This is a genomic window from Nocardioides pocheonensis, from assembly GCF_003725535.1.
GTDB lineage: Bacteria > Actinomycetota > Actinomycetes > Propionibacteriales > Nocardioidaceae > Marmoricola > Marmoricola pocheonensis.
The window spans coordinates 215,108-238,994 of record NZ_RJSF01000007.1 but is presented as its reverse complement, the minus strand read 5'-3'; the positions used below and the strand labels follow the sequence as shown (position 1 = coordinate 238,994).

At 72.8% G+C, this 23,887-nt stretch carries 19 protein-coding genes; 10 read left to right on the top strand and 9 right to left on the bottom strand.

What is annotated here, in order from left to right:
* Positions 1-3 precede the first annotated feature (3 nt).
* Positions 4-615 carry a hypothetical protein gene (locus EFL26_RS04295; RefSeq protein WP_123221631.1) on the top strand — a complete coding sequence of 204 codons (612 nt, stop codon included), beginning with the start codon at positions 4-6 and terminating at the stop codon, positions 613-615.
* Here the strand turns inward: EFL26_RS04295 and EFL26_RS04290 are convergent.
* Entirely contained in the window at positions 612-1,589 is a 978-nt protein-coding gene (locus EFL26_RS04290) for an ABC transporter ATP-binding protein (protein ID WP_123221630.1), read from the bottom strand. The two genes, EFL26_RS04295 and EFL26_RS04290, sit on opposite strands and share 4 nt — an antisense overlap.
* Before the next feature lie 17 nt (positions 1,590-1,606).
* Between EFL26_RS04290 and EFL26_RS04285 the strand changes: the two genes are divergently transcribed.
* The 4 genes from EFL26_RS04285 to EFL26_RS04270 all read left to right on the top strand — a co-directional run bounded on the left by EFL26_RS04285 (position 1,607) and on the right by EFL26_RS04270 (position 6,992).
* Positions 1,607-2,305, top strand: a complete 699-nt coding sequence (locus EFL26_RS04285; protein ID WP_221176839.1) for an ABC transporter permease — start codon at positions 1,607-1,609, stop codon at positions 2,303-2,305.
* A gap of 10 nt (positions 2,306-2,315) precedes the next feature.
* On the top strand, positions 2,316-3,002 hold the full coding sequence (locus EFL26_RS04280; protein ID WP_221176838.1) for an ABC transporter permease: 687 nt from the start codon (positions 2,316-2,318) through the stop codon (positions 3,000-3,002).
* Positions 3,003-3,075: 73 nt separating this feature from the next.
* Positions 3,076-3,990 carry an ABC transporter substrate-binding protein gene (locus EFL26_RS04275; RefSeq protein WP_123221629.1) on the top strand — a complete coding sequence of 305 codons (915 nt, stop codon included), beginning with the start codon at positions 3,076-3,078 and terminating at the stop codon, positions 3,988-3,990.
* A 170-nt stretch (positions 3,991-4,160) separates the two neighbouring features.
* Positions 4,161-6,992 (top strand): CDP-glycerol glycerophosphotransferase family protein, encoded by a 2,832-nt coding sequence (locus EFL26_RS04270; RefSeq protein WP_123221628.1) that lies wholly within the window; start codon positions 4,161-4,163, stop codon positions 6,990-6,992.
* Positions 6,993-6,995: 3 nt separating this feature from the next.
* Here the strand turns inward: EFL26_RS04270 and EFL26_RS04265 are convergent, their stop codons facing one another.
* On the bottom strand, positions 6,996-8,174 hold the full coding sequence (locus EFL26_RS04265) for a hypothetical protein (protein WP_148046625.1): 1,179 nt from the start codon (positions 8,172-8,174) through the stop codon (positions 6,996-6,998).
* A 24-nt stretch (positions 8,175-8,198) separates the two neighbouring features.
* Here EFL26_RS04265 and EFL26_RS04260 point away from each other — a divergent pair, with 24 nt between their 5' ends.
* The gene (locus tag EFL26_RS04260) at positions 8,199-9,317 is read left to right on the top strand and encodes a sulfotransferase family protein (RefSeq protein ID WP_123221626.1); all 1,119 of its coding nucleotides are present in this window, start codon (positions 8,199-8,201) and stop codon (positions 9,315-9,317) included.
* A 2-nt stretch (positions 9,318-9,319) separates the two neighbouring features.
* On the top strand, positions 9,320-10,492 hold the full coding sequence (locus EFL26_RS04255) for a hypothetical protein (RefSeq protein WP_123221625.1): 1,173 nt from the start codon (positions 9,320-9,322) through the stop codon (positions 10,490-10,492).
* On the opposite strand, the gene EFL26_RS04250 is transcribed toward EFL26_RS04255, so the two are convergent.
* The gene (locus EFL26_RS04250; RefSeq protein WP_123221624.1) at positions 10,425-13,622 is read right to left on the bottom strand and encodes a bifunctional glycosyltransferase/CDP-glycerol:glycerophosphate glycerophosphotransferase; all 3,198 of its coding nucleotides are present in this window, start codon (positions 13,620-13,622) and stop codon (positions 10,425-10,427) included. The genes EFL26_RS04255 and EFL26_RS04250 overlap by 68 nt on opposite strands.
* Before the next feature lie 82 nt (positions 13,623-13,704).
* On the opposite strand from EFL26_RS04250, the gene EFL26_RS24475 reads away from it, so the two are divergent.
* Entirely contained in the window at positions 13,705-14,292 is a 588-nt protein-coding gene (locus tag EFL26_RS24475; RefSeq protein WP_221176837.1) for a hypothetical protein, read from the top strand.
* Here the strand turns inward: EFL26_RS24475 and EFL26_RS04240 are convergent.
* Genes EFL26_RS04240 through EFL26_RS23835 form a run of 3 tightly spaced genes read right to left on the bottom strand, consistent with a single transcriptional unit; the run spans position 14,286 to position 15,585 of the window.
* Positions 14,286-14,537: a hypothetical protein gene (locus EFL26_RS04240; protein ID WP_123221623.1), complete on the bottom strand. Its 252-nt coding sequence runs from the start codon at positions 14,535-14,537 to the stop codon at positions 14,286-14,288. The genes EFL26_RS24475 and EFL26_RS04240 overlap by 7 nt on opposite strands.
* A gap of 50 nt (positions 14,538-14,587) precedes the next feature.
* The gene (locus tag EFL26_RS04235) at positions 14,588-15,283 is read right to left on the bottom strand and encodes a hypothetical protein (RefSeq protein WP_148046624.1); all 696 of its coding nucleotides are present in this window, start codon (positions 15,281-15,283) and stop codon (positions 14,588-14,590) included.
* The gene (locus EFL26_RS23835) at positions 15,280-15,585 is read right to left on the bottom strand and encodes a hypothetical protein (RefSeq protein ID WP_148046623.1); all 306 of its coding nucleotides are present in this window, start codon (positions 15,583-15,585) and stop codon (positions 15,280-15,282) included. The genes EFL26_RS04235 and EFL26_RS23835 overlap by 4 nt, the downstream gene beginning before the upstream one ends.
* 313 nt (positions 15,586-15,898) lie before the next feature.
* Here EFL26_RS23835 and EFL26_RS04225 point away from each other — a divergent pair, with 313 nt between their 5' ends.
* A complete protein-coding gene (locus EFL26_RS04225; RefSeq protein ID WP_123221620.1) occupies positions 15,899-16,309 on the top strand; it encodes a VOC family protein in 411 nt (136 codons plus the stop codon).
* 18 nt (positions 16,310-16,327) lie between these two features.
* On the opposite strand, the gene EFL26_RS04220 is transcribed toward EFL26_RS04225, so the two are convergent.
* Together EFL26_RS04220 and EFL26_RS04215 are read right to left on the bottom strand one after the other, a co-directional pair.
* Entirely contained in the window at positions 16,328-17,734 is a 1,407-nt protein-coding gene (locus EFL26_RS04220; RefSeq protein ID WP_123221619.1) for a bifunctional cytidylyltransferase/SDR family oxidoreductase, read from the bottom strand.
* Positions 17,731-18,747, bottom strand: a complete 1,017-nt coding sequence (locus EFL26_RS04215; protein WP_148046622.1) for a DUF6270 domain-containing protein — start codon at positions 18,745-18,747, stop codon at positions 17,731-17,733. Before EFL26_RS04215 ends, EFL26_RS04220 begins: the two co-directional genes overlap by 4 nt.
* A 70-nt stretch (positions 18,748-18,817) precedes the next feature.
* Here EFL26_RS04215 and EFL26_RS04210 point away from each other — a divergent pair, with 70 nt between their 5' ends.
* Positions 18,818-21,376: a bifunctional glycosyltransferase/CDP-glycerol:glycerophosphate glycerophosphotransferase gene (locus tag EFL26_RS04210; protein WP_183408019.1), complete on the top strand. Its 2,559-nt coding sequence runs from the start codon at positions 18,818-18,820 to the stop codon at positions 21,374-21,376.
* Here the strand turns inward: EFL26_RS04210 and EFL26_RS04205 are convergent.
* Positions 21,351-23,870, bottom strand: coding sequence for a bifunctional glycosyltransferase/CDP-glycerol:glycerophosphate glycerophosphotransferase (locus tag EFL26_RS04205; protein WP_123221616.1), 2,520 nt, complete (start codon positions 23,868-23,870; stop codon positions 21,351-21,353). The two genes, EFL26_RS04210 and EFL26_RS04205, sit on opposite strands and share 26 nt — an antisense overlap.
* Positions 23,871-23,887 lie beyond the last annotated feature (17 nt).

Genomic DNA, 23,887 nt, shown 5'->3' with positions numbered 1-23,887 from the left:
ACCATGGCAGCCTCACGCACCCCCGCGCGCCGTCGGCAGCGCAGTGTCCGCGTCTCGGTGGCGGTGGTCCTGCTGACGGTGGCGACCGCAGGCGTGCTCGCCGCGTTGCCGACCCAGTCCCCCGTCGTGCTCAGCGTCAGCTCGGTGCTCGCGCTCGCCCTGGGCTGGGCGTCGCTGCGGATCATGTGGACCGAGGTGCTCCAGTCCCGTCGTGAGAACGCCGCCGACCGGGCCGCGGCGGCGAGTGCCTACAAGTCCCTGTTCTCGCTGCGCGCCGCCGAGCACGCCGAGTTCACGACCGCGATGACCGAGCGCCTCGCCGAGTCCAACCTGTCGGTGCGCGAGCTGCAGGGCGAGCTCGTCCAGGCCCAGCGCCAGCTGGCCAGGACCCAGCGCGAGGCCGGTGACGCGGTGACCCGGGTCGCCGAGCTGGAGCGGTCGATCGAGACGCTCCGGGCGGAGCGGGCCGCCGAGGAGGCCGACGCGCTCGCGTCGTGGGAGGCCGAGGGCGGCCCGGCTCGCGGGTCGGTCGACGAGCTGGTCTCCTGGGAGGAGAAGGCCGCGGAGATCCGCGCCGAGCAGGAGCAGATGACCCAGGCGGTCAAGCGCGCCTAGGCGTCGCCCCGGTCGGCTCGCACGCTGGCGCGCAGCATCTGGTGGATGCCGTTCGGGGTCAGTACGCCGAGGAAGCGGGGGCCCTGCGTCACCCCCACCATCGACTTGTCCTCGCGCAGCAGCAGCGCCATCACCTCCTCGAGGCTGACGTCCACGTCGACCGTGCCGGCGAGCGCGGACGCGGCGACCCCGTCGAGGGGCTCGAGCAGGTCCGGGTCGATCGGGGTGACGGCGAGCCGACGCATCCCGCGCCGCTGCCCGACGAACTCCTCGACGAAGTCGTCGGCGGGGGCGCCCAGCACGGCGGCCGGCACGTCGTACTGCGCGAGGCGGCCGCCGGTCGCGAACACCGCGACCCGGTCGCCCATGCGCACGGCCTCGTCGATGTCGTGGGTGACCATCAGCACGGTCTTGCCGAGGTCGCGCTGCAGCCGGAGGAACTCGTCCTGGAGCCGCCCGCGGACGACCGGGTCGACCGCGCCGAACGGCTCGTCCATGAGCAGCACCGGCGGGTCCGCGGCCAGCGCCCGCGCCACGCCGACGCGCTGCCGCTGACCGCCGGAGAGCTGGTGCGGGAAGCGACCGGCGAACACGGACGGGTCGAGCCCGACCAGGTCGAGCAGCTCGAGTGCCCGGGCCTTCGCCCGCGGCTTGTCCCACCCGAGCAGGCTCGGCACCGTGGCGACGTTCGTGACGATGTCCTGGTGGGGGAACAGCCCGACCTGCTGGATCACGTAGCCGATCCCGCGGCGCAGCTGCACCGGATCGACGTTGGTCACGTCCTGGCCGTCGAGGAAGATCCGGCCGGCGGTCGGCTCGATCAGCCGGTTGACCATCTTCAGCGTGGTCGACTTGCCGCACCCGGAGGGGCCGACGAGCACGACCAGCGCGTGGCGCGGCACGGCGAGATCGAGCGCCTGCACCGCGACCGTGCCGTCCTCGTAGGTCTTGCCGACGCCCTCGAGGCGGATCATCGCGCTACCGTCCCCTTGTGCTGGCATCGGTCGCTCCCGCCTCGTCGGACAACTGCCTGACCCGCAACGACTGGATCTGCGGGAAGTACTACTCGTCGCGCGCCGGCGACCTCACCGACGCCCTGGTCCAGCATGTCGGCATCGTGGTCGTCTCGGTGCTGCTGGGACTGGCCGTCGCCGTACCGCTGGCCCTGCTGGCCCGACGCTACCGAAAACTCGAGGGCGTGATCGTCGGCACGACGACGGCGCTCTACACGATCCCGTCGCTGGCGCTGTTCTCGCTGCTCGTCCCGGTCACCGGGCTCGGGGTCACCACGGTGGTGATCGGCCTGGGGCTGTACTCGCTCACGATCCTGGTCCGCAACATCCTCGAGGGCCTCCGGGCCGTGCCGGCGGACGTCCGCGAGTCCGCGCTGGGCATGGGGTACGCCGCCCGCCGCATGCTCTGGCGGGTTGAGGTGCCGCTCGCCCTGCCGGCGATCATGGCCGGCCTGCGCGTCGCGACGGTGTCCACCGTCGCCCTGACCACGGTGGGCGCGATCCTCGACTACGGCGGGCTGGGCGACCTCCTCGTGGACGGGACGCGCACGAACTTCAAGGCCCAGGTGCTCGCCACGAGTGTGCTCTGCGTGCTGCTCGCGGTCGTGCTCGACCTGCTCCTGGTCGGCCTGCAGCGGTTGCTCACCCCGTGGACGCGCACGGAGGCCGCCCGATGAAGGAGGTCGAGTGACCCACGACGTGATCGCCTGGTTCCGGGACCCCGACCACTGGCGCGGCGCGGGCGGCGTACCGACGCTGCTCGGGCAGCACGCGCTGCTGACCCTGGTCTCGATGGTGCTCGCCACCGCCGTCGGCCTCCCGCTCGCTCTCTGGCTCGGTCACCGCCGTCGCGGCGGCACGTTCGCGGTCAACCTGACCAACGTGGGCCGGGCGATCCCGATCGTCGCCCTGCTCTCGGTGCTCTCGCTCGGTCTCTTCGGCACTGCCGAGCTCGGCCCGTTCGGGCGCTCGGGGCTGGCCACGCTGGTCACGCTCGCGCTCTTCGCGCTGCCCCCGATCGTGACCAACACCTACACCGGCATGACCGAGGTCGACGCCGACGTCGTCGAGGCCGCGCGCGGCATGGGCATGGGCGAGCTCGAGCTGCTCCGCCGGGTCGAGCTGCCGCTCGCCATGCCGCTGATCGTCTCGGGCATCCGCCTCGCGGTGGTGCAGGTCTGGGCGACCGCGACGATCGCCGCCCTCGTCGCCGGCCCCGGCCTCGGCCGGATCATCGTGCACGGTTACGAGAGCTTCCAGACCGCCGAGGTCGTCGCCGGGTCGCTGATCGTCGCCGTGGTGGCGCTGTTCCTGGAGCTCACGCTCGCCCTGGTGCAGAAATTGATGGACCCCCTGCCCGCGGGGAGTCGCTAGAGTCGACCCGCGAGCTGGGCCCGGGCTCGCCGGACACGCGCAGAGCACCCTGCGGGACACAGAAGGCGGAGACATGCACACCTCACTCGTACGACGCACCCTGGTAGCCCTCGTGGCGATCCCGCTGATGTTCACCGCGGCCTGCGGGGGCGGTGGCGGAAAGGTGGTGATCGTCGGCCAGAAGTTCACCGAGGCCGACATCATGACCCAGCTCTACAAGGCGGTCCTGGACAACGCCGGCTACGACACCTCGGTGAAGAACCTCGGTGCCCGCGACATCTACCTGAGCCCGCTGATGAAGGGCGACGTGACGATCTCGGCCGACTACCTGTCCTCGATGACCGAGGCGCTCAACCGCAAGGCGAACGGCGACAGCGCGCCCAAGGTGGCCTCGGCCGACGAGCAGGCCACCCTGACCCAGCTGAACAAGCTGGCGAAGAAGGACGGCCTCACCGCCCTCGAGCCGGCGAAGGCCGAGGACGCCAACGCCTTCGCCGTCACGCAGAAGTTCGCCCAGGACAACCACCTGACCACGCTCAGCGACCTCGGCGCCTCCGGCCTCTCGGTGAAGCTGGGCGGCAACAGCGACTGCCCGCAGCGCGCGGACTGCCAGAAGGGTCTCGAGGACACCTACGGCATCAAGGTGAGCGGGTTCGAGCCGACCGGCTTCGGCAGCCAGGCCACCAAGGACGACCTCGTCCACGGCGTCACCCAGATCGGGTCCGTCGGCACGACCGACGCCACCCTCGACAAGCTGGGGCTGGTCATCCTCGCCGACGACAAGCACCTGCAGAACGCCGAGAACCTCGTGCCGATCGTCAACAGTGACTGGCTCAAGGACAACGCGAAGGCGAAGAAGGCGCTCGACAAGCTCTCGGCGGTCCTCACCACCGCAGACCTCACCGCGATGATCGGCAAGGTCGACCTCGACCGCCAGAAGGCAGCCGACGTGGCGAAGGCCTACCTGAAGGACAAGGGACTCATCTGACCGGCCGGACGACCCTGCGGCGTCAGCTGGCGCGGGCGGTACGCCGGCTGCGGCACGGACGTCCCCTCGTCACGCTCGTCGTCACGGCCTCCGGCGCCCAGCCGCACCTGCTGCGCCGCACGCTCGAGTCCGCGCGCAACCAGCGCACCCCTGCGCTGGAGGTCCTGGTGATGTGCCTGGACGACGAGGCCCGGGGCACCGCCGAGGCGGCCGCCGGCGACGACACCCGGGTGCGCATCCTCGACGCGCCCGACGTGCCGACGGCACGGCTGAGCGGCCGGCGTCGCGCGCGAGCGCAGCACCATCTCCTGGCTGCCGCGGGTGACGTCTACGTGCCCGGCGCCGTCCAGGCGGCGATCGACCTCCTCGACGGTCCCGGGCCGGTGGTCCTCGGGCGCGAGGGCGAGCCCGCCGGCCGCACCGACCTGCACGAGACACCCCAGGTCGCGGGTTGCCTGCGCCTGGGGCGGGTCGTGCTGCCGAAGGGCGAGTCCGCCACGTTCGACGACCCGGACCCGGACGGCGCGAGCACCGCCGCCCGGCGGCTGCGCGCGGGCTTCACGGTCACCGGGCGCCCGGCGTACCTGGACGCGCGCGAGGCCACCCCGCCTCCGCACGCCGTCCGTCGTGACCCTCTGCCCGGCCTCGATGCCCGCATCCGGCGCGACCGGGCCGCGCTCGACGAGCTGCCCGTGCAGGACCTGCCGGCCGCGCACTGCCACGCCGCCGCCGGGGCGGTCCGGGCCCTCCAGCCCTTCCTCGAGCACGCGGAGGTCGCGACGTCGGACCAGTGGGCCGCACTGTCGGCCCACGCCCGGGACCTCCTGGCCGCAGCCGCAGACCGCGCCGCGGACGTCCCGGTGCTGCCCCGGGTGCTCGCCCGCCTTGCCGCCGACGACCGGCGCGACGACCTCGTGGCCCTGGTCGACGCCCGCCGCTTCGCCGGTGACGACTTCCCGACGTCGGTGGTCGACGGGGAGGTCCACGCCGACCTCGGCGTGCGCGTCGACGCGGCCGACCTGCGGCTCGGTGAGCAGGAGACCCGGCTCCGCGCCCGCGTCCAGAGGCTCGCGGCCCACGAGGGGGAACTCGTCCTCCAGGTGCAGGGCGGTCTCCGGCACGTCGCGCAGACCGAGGCCCCGCGGGTGAGCGCCGTGCTGAGCGACGGCGAGCGGCGCCTCGCGTTCGCGGTCTCGGTCGCCGACGACCCGGCCGTCGACCAGTGGCTCGCGGAGCCGGAGCACGACCACCCGGCCGGCCTGGTCACCGCGCGCATCCCGCTCGACCAGCTCGTCCCCGGTTCGTGGCAGATCGCGCTGACCTGGCAGACCCAGGGCCTCGAGCGGTCCGGGCTGGTGGAGGAGGTGGACCACCAGGGCTCGGCAGGCAGGAGCCGGCTGGTGGTGGGCGATCTGGGCGTGCACCTGCGCGAGTCGCCGGGCGGAGTCCGGCTGCGGGTCGAGCGGTACGCCGGCGACGCGCCCGAGCACGACGTGGAGTCCGTCGAGATCGGGGAGTCGAACCTCCACGTGACCGTGCGCGGCGAGGCCGACCACGTGTTCCTCGAGGGAGAGGGTCTCCACCTCGACGCCGTCCGCCAGCACCACGGGGTGTGGGCGGTGCCGCTCGTGCACGACGTGTGGGGGCTGGTCGAGCGGCCGCTGCCGACGGGCAGCTACCGGCTGCACGTGGAGCGGTCGCGCACACGCCGGCCGGCCGTGCTCGCCCCCCGGGTGCTCGACCGCGTGCCCGAGGAGACCCGCACGGCTGCGCACCGGCTTCGGCTGCTCCGCGGCCACGCCGACGGCCTGGTCGTGCGCCTCGACCCGCTGCTCGGCGCCGACGAGGTCGGCGCACGGGCCCAGCGCCGGCTCCAGCAGGCCTACCGCTCGGTGCAGGAGCCGCTCGACGAGCGGCTGGTGTACTTCCAGTCGTTCACCGGCCAGTGGGCCAACGACCACCCGCTGGCGATCCAGCAGGAGCTGGCCCGGCGGCGGCCCGACGTACGCATCCGCTGGGCGGTGTCGGACTCCTCGGCGAACGTGCCCGACGGCGCCGAGCCGGTGCTGATCCGCAGCCGGGAGTGGTACGACGTGCTCGCCCGGGCCGGGCACCTGGTCACCAACATCGAGCTCGACCGGTGGTTCCACCGCCGGCCGGGCCAGCAGCTGCTGCAGTGCTTCCACGGCTACCCGTCGAAGACCATGGGCCTCGGGCTGTGGCGCTCGCGCGGCCTGCTGCCGGGACACCTCGAGCAGCAGCTGGACCACACCTCGCGCACCTGGAACGCGCTGCTCACCCCCGACCCGGCGATGGACCGCTACTACCGCAGCGAGTACGCCTACGACGGCCGCATCCTCGCCCTGGGCTACCCGCGCAACGACGTGCTGGTCTCACCGCACGCGCACGACCTCAGGATGGACACGCGCCACCGGCTCCGCATCGCCCCGGGGCAGCGCGCGGTGCTCTACGCCCCCACCTGGCGCGACGACCTGGCCACGAACTTCCGCGCGGCCGAGGCCGTCCACCACCTCGACGTCGAGCAGGCCGCCGCCGCGCTCGGCGACGACTACGTGCTGCTCCTGCGCGGGCACCGCTTCCACGCCCCGGGTGACCGCTGGGGCTCCCGGGTCGTCGACGTCACGACCTACCCGGACGTCAACCACCTGATCCTGGCCGCCGACGCCGCCGTGCTCGACTACTCGTCGATGCGCTTCGACTTCGCGCTGACCGGGCGACCGATGGTGTTCCTGGTCCCCGACCTGGACGACTACGACTCCCGCACCCGCGGCTTCCTGTGGGACTTCGGCGAGACCGCGCCGGGCCCGTGGGTGCGGGACACCGCGGGGGTGGTCGCGGAGCTGCGTGACGTCGACGGGCTCGCCCGACGCTGGGCCGAACCGATCGCTGCGTTCAACGCGCGGTACAACCGGCTGCAGGACGGCCGGGCCTCCGCGCGGGTGGTGGAGGAGTTCTTCTCCGACCTGCCCGACCCGGTCTGAGGGTCAGCCCCGCCTGACGCCGAGGCGGGCCGCCGTACGCCGGGCGAGCAGCTGGAGCAGCTGACGGCCCCCGAGGTCGTCGCGCTGGCCGCGGACGTCGGCTGCCGGGCCGGCCAGCGTGCGGGCCTTCATCCGCTTCGCCGCGGTGCGGAGGCCGCTCACCACGTCGGCCAGCACGTCGAGGTCGACGGCGGTGATCTCGTCGGGCAGGTCCACCGGCTCGACCTGGCCGCGCACCCGGAGCCGGTCGGGGTCGCCGACCACGTTGACCCCGGACGACCGGATGTCGTCGACCTGGGTGTCGGCGAGCTCGGCGACTCGCTCGAACGCCCACGCGGGCACGCCGCCGATCCGCGGACCGCTCTGTCCGGCGCGGTTCTTGAGCTCCTTCACCACCCCGAGCTGCACGAGCTGGCGGTACTCCACCGGGGTCCACTGCTCGTCGATCGCGAGCCGGTTGATCCGGCGCACGGCCTCGGTCTCGGCCAGGCCCATGGACTGGTTGGCCGGTCCGCCCGGGGGCGCGATCAGACCGGCGGGCAGGCCGAGAAGTCCCTCGAACGCGCGGGGGAGGGCCTCGCGGTCGCCCTCCTCGGCGACCACGACCGCCATCCGCTCGGGCGGCAGCACCTTGCCCCAGCGCGCGAGCACCGCGCCGACGTCCTGGGGGTCCATGACGAGCCGGTGCCGCCAGGTGTCGGCGTCGGGGTCGAGCATCTCGCGCAGGAAGTCCTCGTAGGACGTGGTCATCCGGGCCTTCACCTGCTGCTGCCAGTGCGAGGGCAGCACCTTGTCGAGCCGCCGGGCGACGTACACGAGGTGGGTGCGGTCGGCGCCGGTGGCTGTCAGGATCCGGTCGATCGCGGCCTCGTCGGCCCGGCCGAAGTCCTCGTTGCTGAGCACCATCCGGGGCAGCGTGGTGGTGGCCATCTCGTCGACCAGGCGCTGCCAGCTCTCCGGGCGGGGGTCACGTCGGCCGATCGCGCCGTGGGCGAGGCCGAGGGCGATGCCGCCGGCCTCCTTCTCGTGCGGCCGGCTGCCCACGTAGTGCACGCCGTGCCGGGCCAGCTGCTCGCGGACCTGGAACATCGCGTGCTGCATGGCGGTCGACCCGGTCTTCGCGGGGCCGATGTGCAGCAGCACCGCGGGCGCGGGCACAGGGCTCGGGACGCTGGTGGGCACCACGTGATGCTAGCGTGAGCCGCCATGTCCGATGACGCCTCCGCCGAGCCGCAGGGCCGCCGGCTGGTGCTCGTCACCGGTGCCGGACGCAGCGGCACCAGCACGATCGCGGGAGCGCTGCACTTCCTGGGCCTGCACGTCCCGCTGCCGGTGATCAAGCCGAACGAGTCCAACCCGATGGGGTTCTTCGAGTCGACCTGGCCGGTCAAGTTCCACCGCCGCCTGCTGGAGCGCGCCTTCGTCGAGCAGACCGACGGCCGGCCGCTGGCGCAGGAGCTGGCCGCGGCCGTCGTCGACGACGTCGTCCGCGACGAGCTGCGCACCTGGCTGGCCGACGTGGCCCTGGTCGAGCCGCAGGTCGTCGTGAAGGACCCGCGCTCGATCTGGGTGCCGTGGCTGTGGAAGGAGACGGCCGGCGAGCTCGGCTACGACGTCGGCTACCTCACCATGCTGCGCCACCCGGCGGAGGTGCTCGGCAGCCGGTCGACGTACTACCGCGAGAACCGGCCGGGGATCACCGACTTCCAGTTCACCGTGATGAACCTCTGCGGCTGGATCAACGGCAACCTCGTGGTCGAGCGGCAGACCCGCTCCGACCGCCGCGTCGTCCTCGGCTACCACGACCTCGTCGAGGACTGGCGCGCCTGCCTCGCCCGCACGCGGGACACGCTCGGCCTGACCTTCGACGACGACCTCCAGCCCGGTCACCACCACCAGGTGGACGACTTCATCGACCCCGGCCTGCGGCGGCACGAACCGTCGTGGGACGAGTGGGACGTGCCGCGTGACCTGGTCGAGGTCGCGCAGGAGGTCTTCGACCAGATGACGCGGCTGTCCGAGACCGACGGGCACGACCCGGCCGCCGAGGCGGCGCTGGACGCGGTCGGGGAGCGGTACGCCGTCGTGATGCGCGACGCCGAGGCGATCGCCCACGACGCGATCCGGTCGTTCAGCAAGTCGATGACCGCGAGGGCGACGGCCGGCCACGAGGCGAGGCTGGCCGAGCAGGCCGCCGAGCTCGAGCAGGCCCACGCGCGCGTCCGCGAGCTCGAGGCGCAGGCCGGGCAGGGCGCGTGGTCCCGTTTCTACGCCGGCATGAAGCGGCGGCTGGGTGCGCGCCGGGCGACGCGGCAGGCGGGCTGACCGTGTCCCCGGCGCACCCGCCGCGTGCGTTCCTCCACGTCGGGCTTCCCAAGACCGGCACGTCGTACCTGCAGAGCCTGGCCTGGGCCAACCTGCCCGAGCTGCGCGAGCAGGGTCTGGTCGTGGTGCCCGACCCCGGCCCGACCGCGCAGGGCAGGCCCGGCGCCGAGGTCATGCTCGCCGCCCGCGGCCGCCTGAAGCCGGAGCGCGACGCGCTGACCGCCGGGGAGGTGCTCGACCGCCTCGCCGCCGAGGTGGCCGACGCCGATGAGGCCGACGTGCTGCTCTCCCAGGAGCAGCTCGCCGGCTGCACGCGGAAGCAGGTGCGGGCGCTGCTGGAGCGGTTCGGCGACCGCGAGGTGCACGTCGTCGTCACGGCGCGTGCCCTGTCGCGCCAGGTGCCGTCGGCCTGGCAGGAGCGCGTGAAGACCCGCAGCACGGTGGCGTTCGAGGACTTCCTCGTCGCGGTGCGCGACCGGACCGAGGACGCCAAGGGCTTCTGGCGCAACCAGGACCTCCCGGCTGCGCTCGCCCGGTGGGGCCACACGCTGCCGGCCGGCCAGGTGCACCTGGTGACGGTGCCACCCGAGTCCGGGACCGACGAGCTCGCGGCCCGCTTCTTCGGGGTGCTCGGCGTCGCCCACCTCCGGTTGCAGGCCGCGGAGACCCGCAGCAACACCTCGCTCGGTGCCGTCCAGGCCGAGCTGCTCCGCCGGGTGAACCTCGCGCTGGGCGACCGGCTGCCGAAGCCGCGGCTGGGCTACGACCGGGTCGGGCGCTGGTTCCTGGCCGACAAGTTCCTCGCGGCGCAGGGCGGCCCGCCGCCGCTGATGCCGACCTGGACCGAGGAGTGGTGCGACCGGCTCGCCCAGGAGTGGACCGCGACGATCCGCGAGGCCGGGTACGACGTGCGCGGCGACCTGACCGACCTGCTGCCCGACGCCGGGCACTTCGCCGGCGCCGAGGCCGACGTGGACGACCAGGCGCTGCTCGACTCGGCGCTGCGCGCGCTGGCCGACGTGCTGGCCTTCCGGCACGACGAGCTCGCCACGATCGACGCCCTCCACGCCCGCGTCGCCGAGCTGGAGGCCCGGCTCGCCGAGCAGGTCAGCGCCAGGGAGTCGTCTCGTCCAGGAACGTCGCGAGCACTCTCTCGGTGGCGCGGCCGTCGTTGAGCCGGTTGAAGCGCTCGTTGAAGGCCGCGATGTCCGCGGCGTACCGGCGCGCGACACCCTCGTGGTCGGCCAGCAGGTCGGCGACCTCGCCCGTCGTGCGCGCCCAGGGGCCGGGAGCCGACTCCTCGAAGGGGAAGAGCGGTGCGCGCAGCGAGAAGTAGGAGTCGATGTCCGGGACGAAGAACACCATCGGCTTGCCGGTGATCGCCCAGTCGAAGCGCAGCGACGAGTAGTCCAGGACGGCCACGTCGGCGGCGAGGGTCAGGTCGTTGATGTCCGGGTAGTCGGTGACGTCGACGACGGTCGCGGCCCGGCCGACCCGATCGGCCTCGCGCTGGTTGTTGTTGTGGCCGCGCACCAGCACGACGTACTCCGGACCGAGGCGGCGGGTCAGCTCGTCGAGGTCGAGGTCGTCGAAGCGGCGGGCGGCGTACACCCGGGTGGTGAGCGTGTCGCGGAAGGTCGGTGCGTAGAGCACCACCGTGCGGTCCTCCGGTACGCCGATCCGGGCCAGGACGTCGCGCCGCACCTGGACCGCGTCGGAGTTCACCAACGGGTCGGTGCGGGGGTAGCCGGCGGCGAGCACCGCACCGGTGTAGCCGTACTGCTCGCGGTAGTAGGCCTCGCACTCGGCGCTGGGCACCAGGATGAGGTCCCACTCGCCGGCGGCCCGGCTGGCGAAGTGCCGGACCTGGCCGGGTGGGAAGCCCTTGCTGCGCCAGAAGTCGCGCCCCATCGACTTGAACGGGTAGCCGTGGAAGGTCTGCAGGTAGGCCTGCTCCGGGCGCAGCCGCAGCCAGGGGCCGAAGTCGATGTTGCGGCAGAGGAACCGGCTCGCGACGACCGCGTCGTACCACTCGGCGCTGTCGAGCAGCACCGCCCGCGCGCCGTCGGGCACCTGCACCGACCAGTCACGGACGCCCCAGACCCGCTCGAGGTCCGGTCGCGTCGCGGCGAGGTGGCGGTCGATCGCGAGCTGGCTGTCGGTGCACGACTCGCCGAGGTAGCTGGCCAGCAGCACGCTGTCGGTCAGCGCCGGCGTGGCGCTGCGGTAGGACGCGTGGAGCCGGAACTGGTGGTACTTGCCGAGCTCGTCGTCGCGCAGCGGCGGCACGACGGAGAGCTGCACGGTCCGGTCCGGGCCCAGGGCCACGTCGAGGCCGAGGTGGGCGCTGCGCAGCCGGAGCGGCAGGTCCCCGGCGAGCTCGGGGGCCGCGACGGCGGTCCGGCCGTCCAGCGTGAGCGTGTAGTCGCCGCTCGGCGCTGGGCGGGTCGCGCCGAACTCCGAGGCCCGGGTCTCGAAGCGCAGGGCGTGTCCGTCGTCCGCCGGCTTCACGTCGATCAGGGCCAGCGAGAGTCGTGCGTTGCCGAGCGTCGCGCGCGTGAGGTCGTCGCCGGCGCCGCGCACCCGGAAGCAGAGCTCGCCGTCCCCGAGCTCGACCGCGTGCACCGTCGCGCCGTTCGGTGGGGTGCGCGTGGCGGCCTTGGCCGCGCGGAGTCCGAAGCCGAGAGCCGGGTCCCAGAAGCCTGCGATGCCGCCGCCTGACCCGGGCTGGTCGCCCGACGTGCCCGGGATCCGGTAGTGGAAGGCTCCCGACGAGGTGATGCCGTCGACCGTGACGCTGCCCTGGAGGTGCCAGGGTGCGGACCCGTCCGCCAGCAGGGTGAACGGCACCTCGACGCGGAAGCCCCCGCGGGCGCAGCCGGCGTGAGGGAGCTGGGCCCAGAGCTCGGCCTCGGGGATCGTGAGCTGCTCGGGCTCGAGGTCGACGGTGCGGTCGCCGGACCGCAGGCTCAGCGACAGCGCGGGGGCCTCGGTGATGTCCAGGCTGCGGTGCCGCATCCAGCCGGTGAGCGTGACCCGGTCGGCGTGCAACGCGACCTTCTGCACGACTCCCTCGAAGTGCGCCTCGAGGGGCGCCATCCGGAGCAGGTGAGCTGGCAGCTCGCGGGCGAACGGCAGGTCGGTCGGCAGGTCGGCGACGAGGCGACCGTCGACGACCTTCGTCGGCGGCACCTGGTGCACCGAGAGGAAGTAGTTGGTGGCGTCCTCGACGTCGTCCCACCGGCCCTCGGCGACGAGCTGGCCGCGGACCTTGGGGTAGACCCGGACGAGGTCCCAGGCCCGCTCGGTGGCCCGGTCGCAGAACGTCCGGTACGTCGCGCCGAGGATGTTGCGGTAGGCCTCGTTGGCGTCGAGTCCCTGGGCGGCGTACGGCGCGAAGTCGACCTCGAGACAGCGCGCGACCCAGACGTCGTAGACGAAGTCGGAGGCCTCGGCCTTGAGCAGCTCGTGCGCCTCCTCCTTGACCGCGATCCGGTCGAGGAGGTTCTCGATGTTGGCCTTCTGCTGGCCGGTGGAGGTGTGGTCCTCGCGGATCCGCCAGTTGTAGGTGACCATGCTGAGGATGTCGAACTTGGTCGCCCGCACGTACGCCGTGAGCATCGGCACGTGGTCCTCGTAGGCGATGTGACCCCGGAAGCCGCCGACCTGCTCGCGCCAGAAGGCTGTGCGGAACATCCGGTTGGCGCAGATGATGTCCTGCATCGCGGCCGGGAACTCGTCGAGCGTCGTGCCGATCCGGTCGGACTGGTGCACGGTGCGCTGCCAGGTGGTGCGCATGAACTGGCTGTGCCGCAGCCGGCGCACGCTGCCGACGCAGAAGTCCGATCCCGAGCGCCGCAAGGTGTCGACCATGTGCTCGAAGGCGCCCGGCGGGATGGTGTCGTCGGAGTCGATGAAGGCCAGGAACTCGCCCTGGGCGTGCTCCACGCCGTGGTTGCGGGCGATGCCCTGGCCGGAGTTCGGCTGGGTGAGCACGCGCACGCGGGCGTCGCGGCGCTCGAACTCCCGCAGGATCGCCAGCGAGCCGTCGGTCGAGCCGTCGTCGACCGCGATCACCTCGAGGTTGTGCAGGCTCTGGGTGAGCACCGTGTCCAGCGTCTCCCGGACGAACGCCTCGACGTTGTAGACCGGCATCACCACCGACAGCACCGGCCGCAGCGAGCGCCGCTCCCAGGCGACCAGCGGCCGGCCGGCGACCCGCCGTACGCCGCGCTTGACCCGCCCGCCCGCCTTGCGGCGGGCGAGGCCGAACGCGCGCTGGGTCAGGCTGGGTGTCGCGGGCATGCGGGTGCGGGGCCTCTCTGGCGGCGGCGGTCTCGTCGGCGGGGGACCGGGTCAGTCTAGGAGACCGGGGCACCATGGACTCGTGACCCTCGCTCCCTGCACCGACCGCTCGGCCGCCGACTGGATCACCACCAGCGCCTCGCCGTGGGACCGCCTGGTGACCTTCGGCCCCGAGGGGTTCGAGGCGTACGCACGGCTGCGGGTGATCCCCGACCCGGAGGCCGAGGGCCAGCAGGAGGGTGACGTGGGGCCGGTCGGTCCGCTCTCGGAGGTCGAGCAGGTGCGCGTCGCCGTGGGCCTCCTCACTGCCCACACCCGGACGCCGGAGCACGCGTACGTCGCCTGGTGGGACGGCTGGCCGCGGACGGTCGAGGGGTTCACGCCCGACGACCTGGAGGGGTCACGCTTCGACCTGCCGCACCGGACCTACTACCTGCTCGAGGGCTCGTTCGCCGGCTTCGACGCGTGGGCGACGCGGGCCGACGGCGCGTCGCAGTTCAGGCCGGCGTTCGTCTGGCCCGCCGACCACGCGTGGTGCCTGGCCTTCGACGTGGACCCGCACTGGGCAGGCATCGGTGCCGCTGCGGGCGCGATCGACGACCTGCGCGCCGACCCGCGGCTCGACGTGGTGCTCGCGGATCCCGGGGAGAAGCAGCCGGCGTACTACTGATCGTGGGTGGGTCGGCGCTGCTCCACGATCGCGACGACCGCGACCTCGCCGTCCTCGCGCAGCGACAGCGGCGTGACCGACGTGCGGACGTGCTCGCCGATCATGCGGCCGGCGCGCTTGGCCGCCCAGCTCACGTCGACCGCCTGTTGCACCGGGTACGCGCGCACTCGGCGCACCGACGTGCCGCTGAGCTCGAGCTCGCGGGCGATCTCCACTGCCAGGTCCTCGTGCACGTCCTGCGCCATGCAGTGACGGTGCCCGGTGGGGATGGATCCCAAACCTCGCCTGGATCACCTCACGCGGCGGTCAACCTGCGGAGGAGCTGTGTGCCCGGATCGGGTGCCCCGGGTGGATCGGGTGGGTGGCTCTGTTGTCGGTGTCCGGTGGGGCTGGTGAGGTCGAGGATGCGGGTGCCATCGGACCTGACGGTCAGGGTGGTGTGCCAGCCGGGCAGGTCCTTGGTGTAGTTGCAGGCCTCGCAGAGTCCCGTGCCGTTGGTGCTGCTGGTGTCGCCGCCGTGCTTGGCCGGGGTGGCGTGGTCGGCGTGTCGGACCGGGGCGTCGCACCACGGGGTGGCACAGACGTCGTCGGTCAGGATCAGCTGGTGGCGCAGCTGCCCGGTGAAGAGCCGGCGGCGGGAGTCGATCGCGACCAGGGCTCCGGACTCGGGGTGGGTGAACAGCCGACGGACCCAGGCTCGATCGGCGTCCCGGGCCAGGGCGCGGGCGGTGTGCGCGGGGACCGTGCCGCAGCCGACGAGGTGGGCGGGCTCCTGGGAGCCGGCGAGGAGCGCCTGGTCGGTCATCACCAGCCCGATCTCGACCGGGGTGCCGGTGGCCTGTCCGGTGAGGCGCTCCACGAGCGTGTCGGCCATGATCTGCCCGCGAGTGCGCGGGTCGCCCTGGGCCTTGCGGGTGTCGGCTTCCCGGGTCAGCGCGACCTGGCAGGCGACGCCGTGGGCGACGGGAAGGAACCCGGTCAGGTAGGTCATCGTGTCGGGAGCCGGCCGCAGGCTGACCCTCCGGTCGGACTGGGCGCCGCGGACCCGGCGCACCGCTTCGCCGCGGGGACACCCTCGGCGGCCTCCCGGCCGGCCCGGACGGCGTACAGGTGGGCGGTCAGCCTCGCCTGCGCGGCCGCCGCCGCCGCCTTCAGCTCCTCCAGCGCCCTGACCTGGTCGAGCAGCTCGGCCTCCTCGAGGCCGGCGCGGGTCCATACTCGTTCGATGGTGTGGGCCAGGGTCGTACTCGCGGGGGGCTTGCTCCTTCTCGTCGCGGCATTCTCCCTGGGCACGCAGCCACAGTCGGTCGTGGTCGACGACCAGATCTACTCCTGCGACGCCGCGATTGCTCCCTCGTGGCTCGAGCCCGGCACACCCGACCAGACCTTGAGCCCGGGATCCGCGGCGACCGCGGATCAGCGACGGGCCGCGACCGCCTGCGGTCCGGTCATCCATCGATCCCGAGTGGCCCTCTTGTCGGCCGTGGGACTGGGAGGTCTCCTCGCGCTGATCGGGTGGACCGCGATTCGTGAGCAGCGCGCACCGGCACCCCGCGAGCTCGTCCTCTCTCACGACTGAACGCCGGTCCCGTCTAGCATCGACCCGGTGACCGCCCCCACGCCGTACCTCCACCTCCCCGGCACGGCCCGGGACGCCCTGACCTTCTACGGCGACGTCTTCGGCTGCGCGGTGCAGCTGCACTCGTTCGCGGAGTTCGGCCGGACCGACGGTCCCGCCGACGCCATCGCCCACGGCTACCTGCACGAGGGGCCGGTCGCGCTCTTCGCCGCCGACGTGGCGGGGGACGAGCCGACGTTGCGGTGCGAAGGCATGATGCTGTCGCTGCTCGGCACGGCGGCCCCGGCCGACCTCCGCACCTGGTTCACGCGCCTGTCCGAGGGTGGGCGGGTCGTGGACGACCTGCAGCGGCGCCCGTGGGGAGCGTCGGACGGGCAGGTGGTCGACCGGTACGGCCTGCACTGGCTGATCGGGTTCGAGGGCGACGACGGCGACTGAGGCCGAACACCGCAGACCTCAGACCTCGCCCAGGTCCCCCGCGAGCGGGTCGTCGCGCCGGATGTCCACGATCAGGCCGGTCTCGTCGCTCAGCAGTACGTCGATGGACCGCACGGCGACCTCCCGGGACTCCAGCAGCGTGCCGGGCGGCTCCTCACCGAAGGCTCGCGTGCGCATCGGGGTGCCGGTGCGCTCCGGGTTGATGCAGTTGACCCGCACGCCGTCGGCCGACCACTCGTCGGCGAGCGCCTGGGTGAGGTTGACGAGCGCGGCCTTCGCCGAGGAGTACAGGCTGTAGCCGCTGCGCCCGCGGGTGTAGGAGCTCGACGTGAAGTTCAGCAGCGAGCCACCCGTGCGCTTGAGGTGCGGGAAGAACTCCTGGGCGATCATCACCGGCGCCAGGTAGTTGATCTCGGTGGCGGCGTACACCGCCTCCTCGGTGGTCTCCACGAGGGGGCCGCGCGGGAGGACGGCGGCGGAGTTCACCACGTGGTCGATCCGGTCGGTCTCGGCGAGGACCGAGCGGATCGCGTCCTGGAGGTCGCCGCGCCGCTCGACGTGGGTGTTGGTCGTCGAGCGGCTGAAGCTGAAGACGGTCGCGCCGTGGTCGCGGGCGAACGCGGCGATGTCCGCGCCGATGCCGTAGCTGCCGCCGAAGACCACGAGGGTCTTGCCGGTGAGCGCCTCGCGGTAGGACTCCTCCGAGCGCGCCGGCGGGAGGTTGCTGGTCGTGAGCTGGAACAGCTTGTCCGCGAGGTAGACGTCGATCGGGTCGGTGACCTTCATGTTGCGCTCCTCGCCGGCGACGACCCAGATCGGTACGTCGGGCAGGTAGCGCAGCACCACGGTGCAGTCGTCGGTGGCCTGGAAGTCGGGGTCGGCCATTCCGATCGCGTAGGCCTTGCGGATCACGCCGGCGCGGAACGCCTGCGGGGTCTGCCCGCGACGCAGGTGGGCGCGCGGCGGGATGTTGCGGATCACGTTGTCCTCGTCGACCTCGATGATCGTGTCGGCCGAGGGGATCGCCACGTCGACGGCGTCGTAGGAGTCCAGCACCTCGAAGCAGTCCGAGATGATCCGGGCGCTGACCAGGGGTCGCACGGCGTCGTGGAACAGCACCTTGGTGTCGTCGTCCGGGATCGCGTCCAGCGCGCGCAGCGTGGTGCCGTTGCGGGTGTCGGCGCCCTCGAGCACGTGGGTGACCTTCGTGTAGCCGCCGGAGCGGACGATCGCGTGCACCGCGTCGAGGTGGCCCTGGGCCATCATCACGATCACCTCGTCGACCATCGGGTGGGCGTCGAAGGTCGCCAGCGTGTGCTCCAGGATCGTGCGCCCGGCCACCTTGATGAGCTGCTTGGGGATGTCCAACCCGACTCGGGTGCCGACGCCGCCGGCGAGGATCACCGCCACGCGTGGGGTTGTCATGGTTGCTCCTTCGCAGCGTCGTTCCTGGCGGCCCGAGCCTGACGCACCCGCTGCCCGAGCGCGAATCGGACCGAGCGGACCAGGCCGAGGCCCTCGAGCTCGGCGATCCGCTCCTCCTGTGCGCGGGTGGTCTCGGTCCACTGCCGCGCGTAGCGGACCGCGTGCTCGTGCCCGGCGTCGGCGATGCCCTGGACCAGTGCGAGGTCCTCGGGCGCGAGGCGGCCGCGCAGGTCGATGAGGTCCAGCTCGGCGAGGAACCGGTGGTAGTAGTCCATCGTGTAGTGCACGTAGAACGGGCCCCACGGGTGGTCCGCGCAGGTGAGGTAGCCCTCGTCGCGCAGGTCGATCGCGTCCCAGCCGTACGTCGAGGTGGCGTGGTCGTCGAGCCGCCGCCACAGGGCGTTGGCCAGCGGTACGTCGATCCGCACCCCTTTCTTGAACGACCGCAGCGGCACCGGTCGGGTCTCGCCCGGCGGCACCAGCTCGTCGGTGTTGAAGCCGCAGTGCACGACGACCTTCGTGTCCGGGCAGTGCTCGCCGACGTACGCCGCGAACCGCTCCAGCGCCTCGGACCACAGCTCGAAGTACCGGTCGGGGTCGTCGAGGATCCGCAGCCGCTCGAAACCGTCGTTGGCGGCCAGGTCCTGGTAGAAGTCGGTGTGGTGGGTCTTCCAGCGGTTGTTCGTGACGAACCGGCCGTCGCGGAGCCGGAGCACGCCGAAGTGGATGTCGGCGAAGAAGTCGAGGACCAGGTAGTCGGGCGGCTGCTCGGCGAGCAGGCCCAGGAGCTCACGGCTGAGGTCGGAGCGGATGTTCCAGAGGTCGTAGTCGCTCATCGACTTCGTGGGCGTGAACTCCGCCTCCACCGCCGGCGACATCATCGTGATCACCGACGTCTGGCTGGCGGCGTACGGGACCTGGTACCGGCTCCGGTAGTCCGGGTTGAAGCGCGAGTTGAAGCTGTCACGGGTCGTGCAGCTGCCGAACACGGCGACGCTGCGGGGGCCAGACACGCGTCCCAGCATAGGGAGCAGGCGCTCCGGTATCCTCGGGTCGCCCTGTCTGGAGGAGATTGGTGGTCGCGTGACGCCCCGGTTCTCGATCGTCACCGCGGTGTACGACGTCGACCGCTTCCTCGAGGCCTTCATCGCCTCCGTCGACGCGCAGACGTTCCCGGCCGACCGGTTCGAGGTGGTCGCCGTCGACGACGGTTCCACCGACACCTCGGCGACGCTGCTCGCCGCGTGGGCAGAGCGGCGGCCCGGGCTCGTGCGCGTGCTCACGAAGGAGAACGGCGGCCAGTCGAGCGCCCGCAACCTCGGGCTCGAGCACGCCCGCGGAGAGTGGGTGACCTTCGCCGACCCCGACGACGTGATCGAGCCCGGCTACCTCGCCGAGGTCGACCGCTTCCTGACCGAGCACCCCGAGACCGGCATGGTCGCCTGCAACCTGCTGGTGCTGCAGGACGCCACCGGCGAGCTCGAGGACACGCACCCGTTGAAGCACCGCTTCCGCGGGAAGGCGCGGGTGCGCGACCTCGACGACCACCCCGGCTTCTTCTTCGTGAGCGCCCCGGTGGCGTTCTTCCGGCGCGACCTGGTCGAGGCCGCGGGCCTCCGGTTCGACCCGGAGATCCGGCCGAACTTCGAGGACGGCCACTTCAGCGCCCGCTACCTGCTCGGCCTGGAGCGGCCGCTGGTCGGCTTCGTGCCCGGAGCCCGCTACCACTACCGCAAGCGGGCCGACGTCTCCTCGACGCTGGCGCAGAGCAAGGTCGACCCCGAGCGCTACACGCGGGTGCTGCGGCTCGGCTACCTCGACCTGGTCAAGCGGGCGTCCGAGGGCGGCGTACGGCCGGTGCCGCAGTGGTTGCAGAACGTCATCCTCTACGAGCTCTCCTGGATCCTGAGCGTCCAGCACCAGGCCGCCGGGCTGGCGTCACGGCCGGACGTCGTGGACGAGTTCGAGGCGCTGATGACCGAGCTGCTGGACTACCTCGACCCGGCGGTGATCGACGGCACGCCGGTCGCCCGGCTCAAGCGGCTCTACCGCGAGATCCTGCTGCACTCGTGGCGCGCCGAGCCGTGGTGCCAGGAGTTCGCCCTGCTCACCCGGCTCGACGAGGACCAGGACCTCGTGCAGGTGGTCTACCGGTTCACGAAGCGACAGCCGCGCGAGGAGATCCTCTCCGACGGCGTGGAGGTGGTGCCGCCCCACGCGAAGGTCCGCGACTACCAGGTCTTCGGCCGCACCGTGATCCACGAGCGGATCCTGTGGCTCCCCGCGGGCGGCCCGCTGCGGATCCGGCTCGACGGCCGCGACGTGGCGCTGGAGCTCGACCAGCCCCGCCGCACGTCGTACGTCGCCAACCCGCCGGCGATCCGGCGCAAGCTCGGCCACGTGGGCCCGCGGGAGAAGCGCACGGTCGACGACGAGGCGCCGCAGCGGCCCACGCTCGTCGAGCGGCTGGCCTGCTCGCCCCGCGTGCGCCGCCGGTACGCCGAGGCCTGGCTGCTCATGGACCGGCTGCACGACGCCGACGACAACGCGCAGCGGCTCTTCGAGTACCTGCGCGCCGAGCGGCCGGAGATCGACGCGTGGTTCACCGTGAAGAAGGGCACGCCGGCCTGGCGCGCGCTGCGCAAGCGGTTCGGCCGCCGGGTGGTGGCGCACGGGTCGCTGCGCTGGGCGGTGCTGGCCCTCAACGCCCGCCACCTGCTCTCGTCGCACGCCGACCTGCCGGTGATCGCGCCGCGCGAGCTCGAGGAGCTGACCGTGCGTCCGCGCTGGCGCTACACGTTCCTCCAGCACGGCGTGATCAAGGACGACCTGTCGACCTGGCTCAACGTGAAGCCGATCGACCTCTTCGTCACCAGCACGAACGACGAGTACCACTCGGTCGCCGACGACCACACCGGCTACGTGTTCACGACGCGGGAGGCGATCCTCACCGGGCTGCCGCGGTTCGACCGGCTGCGCGCGCTCGGGGAGCAGGTGCCGGAGGCCGAGCGCAACCTCGTGCTGGTCGCGCCCACGTGGCGCAGCTGGCTGACCGGCGACATGGACATCGTGTCCCAGCGGCGGGAGGTGGCGCCGCACGTGCTCGAGTCGGAGTTCATGCGGCTCTGGCTGCACGTGCTCACCTCCGAGCGCCTGCGGGCTGCCGCCGAGCAGCACGGCGCGGTCGTCGGCTTCCTGCCGCACCCGAACCTGCAGCCCGTGCTGGAGCAGGTCGACCTGCCCGACTGGGTGCGACCGCTGACGTTCGACGACGACGTCCAGCAGCTCTTCGCCCGGGCTCGCGTGCTGGTGACCGACTACTCCTCGATGGCCTTCAACACCGCCTACCTCGACCGGCCGGTCGTGTACTTCCAGTTCGACCGCGACCGCGTGCTCGGCGGAGAGCACGTCGGGAGCCGCGGCTACTTCGACTACGAGCGGGACGGGTACGGCCCGGTGGTGCTGGAGCCCGAGGCCGCGGTGGACGCGCTGGTGACCGCGCTCGACGAGGGCCTGGCGCCGGAGTACCTGCGCCGGGTCGAGGACGCCTTCCCGCTGCGCGACGGTCGCTGCTGCGAGCGGGTCACCGAGGCGGTGCTGGCCTCGACCCGCAAGGTCAGCGCGGAGGCTGCAGGGCGCTGACCGCGTCGAACACCCGCCGGCAGCTCTGGTCGTCCGGGTGGGGGAACGCGGCGGCCATCCGCTCGGCGTACGGCGACACCGGCGACGACCCCTGCTCCAGGGTCTTCACGATCGCGGCGACCGCCTCCTCGGCCGACGCCGTCACGGGCCCGAAGCCGTCGCGCCCGTGGTCGAACCAGCCGGCCCGCCCGAGGTGCGCGCCGGTGAGCGCCAGCTCACGGTCGAACTGGAAGTACACGACCGGGCGCTCGATGTACGCCGCGTCGAAGGCGATCGAGGAGTAGTCGGTGACCACGACGCGGGACCGGGCGACCAGGTCCGCCGTGCCGGGACCGCTCTCCACCTGCACGTGCTCGGGCAGCGACAGCCGGGCGGCCAGCGCGGTGAGGCGGGGGTGCGGCCGGAACGTGACGGTCATGCCCTGGCGGCGGCAGGCCTCGGCGAGGGCCTCGTCCGCGAGCACGGCCGACCACTGCCGGACGAAGTCGGAGGCCACGGCGTCGGGCCCGAGCCAGCGCCGCCAGGTCGGCGCCACCAGCACCAGGTCGCGCTCCTGCGGGCCGATCGCCCGGCCCACCTCGAGCAGCTCGTCGAAGCGGGGCAGCCCGGCGAGCCGGACCTCCTTCGTCGTGAACGGGTACGCCGACCCGTCCCCCGCGATCGACGCCGCCTCGCCCGCCGTGCTGGTGACGAACAGGTCGATCGGCCGGTCGCCGAGCCAGCCGGACAGGTCGTCGGCGATAACGCCGTGCTGGAGGAACGTGAACCGCCACCGGGGCACGGTGAACTCCGTGATCGCCGCCGGTCGCACGACCTCGTCGTCGGCGTGGGACGCCAGCAGGTGGACGCAGTGCGCCATCAGCACGCGCCACTCGAGCGAGCCGTGGGCGACGACCCGCTTGCCGAAGGCACGGCGCAGCTGCGACCAGTCGGGGGCGTCCTCGGACAGCACGAACCACGCGTTGACCTCGGGGCGCTGCTCCCGGAGCCAGCGGAACAGCGCCTCGCCGCTGTCGCCGGCGCCGTCGACGCGGTCCATCAGCACCCAGGCGCCGGCGTACTTCTTCCGCGCGGAGCCGCGGGCCGCGCGCTCGCGGGCCTTGCGTCCCTCGTCGGTCCTCGGCTCGGGCTCGGCCCGCGCCACGAGCTGGCGGTCCTGCCGGGACGGGGACCCGGTGCGCCGGCGCACGTCGCGAGGGGTGACCCGGGTGGTCTCGGCCAGGGTCGGGCGGGTGAACACCAGGTCGGCCCAGCGGTCGCCGACGCGCAGCCGCAGGTCGGGGGCGAACGGCACCCAGAGGATCCGTTCCCGGGCGAGCACCCGGCCGAACCAGGTCAGGTCGCGGGTCTTCGCGTGGGCCGGCTCCGTGGGCACGTCGGCGTTGAGCACCAGCTCGGCAGGCGGCTCGCCCGTGAAGGAGTAGCGCAGCCGGGCGAGACCCTGGTCGGCGTCGAACGTGTCGATCCACACCCGCGCGTCGTGCCACGGCGTCCCGGCGTACCCGTGCGCGAGCGCGACCAGGTGCTCCGGCCGGGACCCGAACTCGAGCCGGGGGAGCACCTGGTCCAGGTCGCAGTGCTCCAGGATGCGGGCCACGCCGCGGTGGAAGGACTCCAGCGCCGGGTCGTCGGTGAGCACCGGCACCTTGCCGACGTCGTGGGCGACGAGGTAGCCGAGGATCTCGTAGCAGAGGAAGTGCTGGAGCCACCGCGGCACCCGGCCGTGCCGCTGGAGCGCCTCGTCGAGCACGGCCAGGTAGCCGAACTCGAAGACGTCGGTGTAGCGCCGCCGGTCGAGCATGCTGCGCTGCAGCGACGACGACTGGTCGGCCCGCTTGCGGTAGTGGTAGCGGGTCGAGCCGACCATGCCGACCAGGGGCCGCTCGCAGCGCAGCAGGTACGCCGAGCAGAAGTGCCCGTCCTCGAAGTTCGGCCGGATCCGCACGTCGAACGACACGTCGTGGGCACGCAGCAGGTCGAGGTCGAAGAACGCCGCGGGCGCACTGCCGTGGAACGTCGACTCGTCCAGGTCGAGGTCGGCGAGCCGGTCGTGGCCGAACATCCGGCGCAGCGGGTGGGTGTTCGTGACCTCGCCGGTGGCGTCGTTCCACAGCGCCCGGTTGGTGGCCACCATCACGGCGTCCGGGTGCGCCGCGAGGAACGCGTCGACGGTGCTCAGGTAGTCCGGGTCGAGGGCGTCGTCGGGGTCGGGGAAGGTGACCCACTCGCCGGTCGCGACGGCCAGGCCGGCGTTGCGGGCCGCGCCCTGGCCGGCGTTCGGCTGGCTGAGCACGCGCACCAGGTCGGGACTGCGGTCGGCCCACTGCCGGAGCAGCGCCAGCGAGTCGTCGTTCGACCCGTCGTCGACGACCACCACCTCGACGCGGCCCAGGTCGAAGTCCTGCGCCTCGACCGACGCCACGAAGTCCGGGAGGTAGGGCGCGACGTCGTACACCGCGGTCACGAGGCTGAAGCGCGGTCGTGGTGTGCTCACCTCGTCGCCTTCCGTCG

Bases quoted from the DNA above. Each gene is read 5' to 3' on its own strand.
- EFL26_RS04235 (WP_148046624.1), bottom strand. From the start codon at position 15,283: ATGACCTACCTGACCGGGTTCCTTCCCGTCGCCCACGGCGTCGCCTGC.
- EFL26_RS04275 (WP_123221629.1), top strand. From the start codon at position 3,076: ATGCACACCTCACTCGTACGACGCACCCTGGTAGCCCTCGTGGCGATC.
- EFL26_RS04220 (WP_123221619.1), bottom strand. From the start codon at position 17,734: ATGACAACCCCACGCGTGGCGGTGATCCTCGCCGGCGGCGTCGGCACC.
- EFL26_RS04290 (WP_123221630.1), bottom strand. From the start codon at position 1,589: ATGATCCGCCTCGAGGGCGTCGGCAAGACCTACGAGGACGGCACGGTC.
- EFL26_RS04260 (WP_123221626.1), top strand. From the start codon at position 8,199: ATGTCCGATGACGCCTCCGCCGAGCCGCAGGGCCGCCGGCTGGTGCTC.
- EFL26_RS04270 (WP_123221628.1), top strand. From the start codon at position 4,161: ATGTGCCTGGACGACGAGGCCCGGGGCACCGCCGAGGCGGCCGCCGGC.
- EFL26_RS04240 (WP_123221623.1), bottom strand. From the start codon at position 14,537: ATGGCGCAGGACGTGCACGAGGACCTGGCAGTGGAGATCGCCCGCGAG.
- EFL26_RS04250 (WP_123221624.1), bottom strand. From the start codon at position 13,622: ATGCCCGCGACACCCAGCCTGACCCAGCGCGCGTTCGGCCTCGCCCGC.
- EFL26_RS04295 (WP_123221631.1), top strand. From the start codon at position 4: ATGGCAGCCTCACGCACCCCCGCGCGCCGTCGGCAGCGCAGTGTCCGC.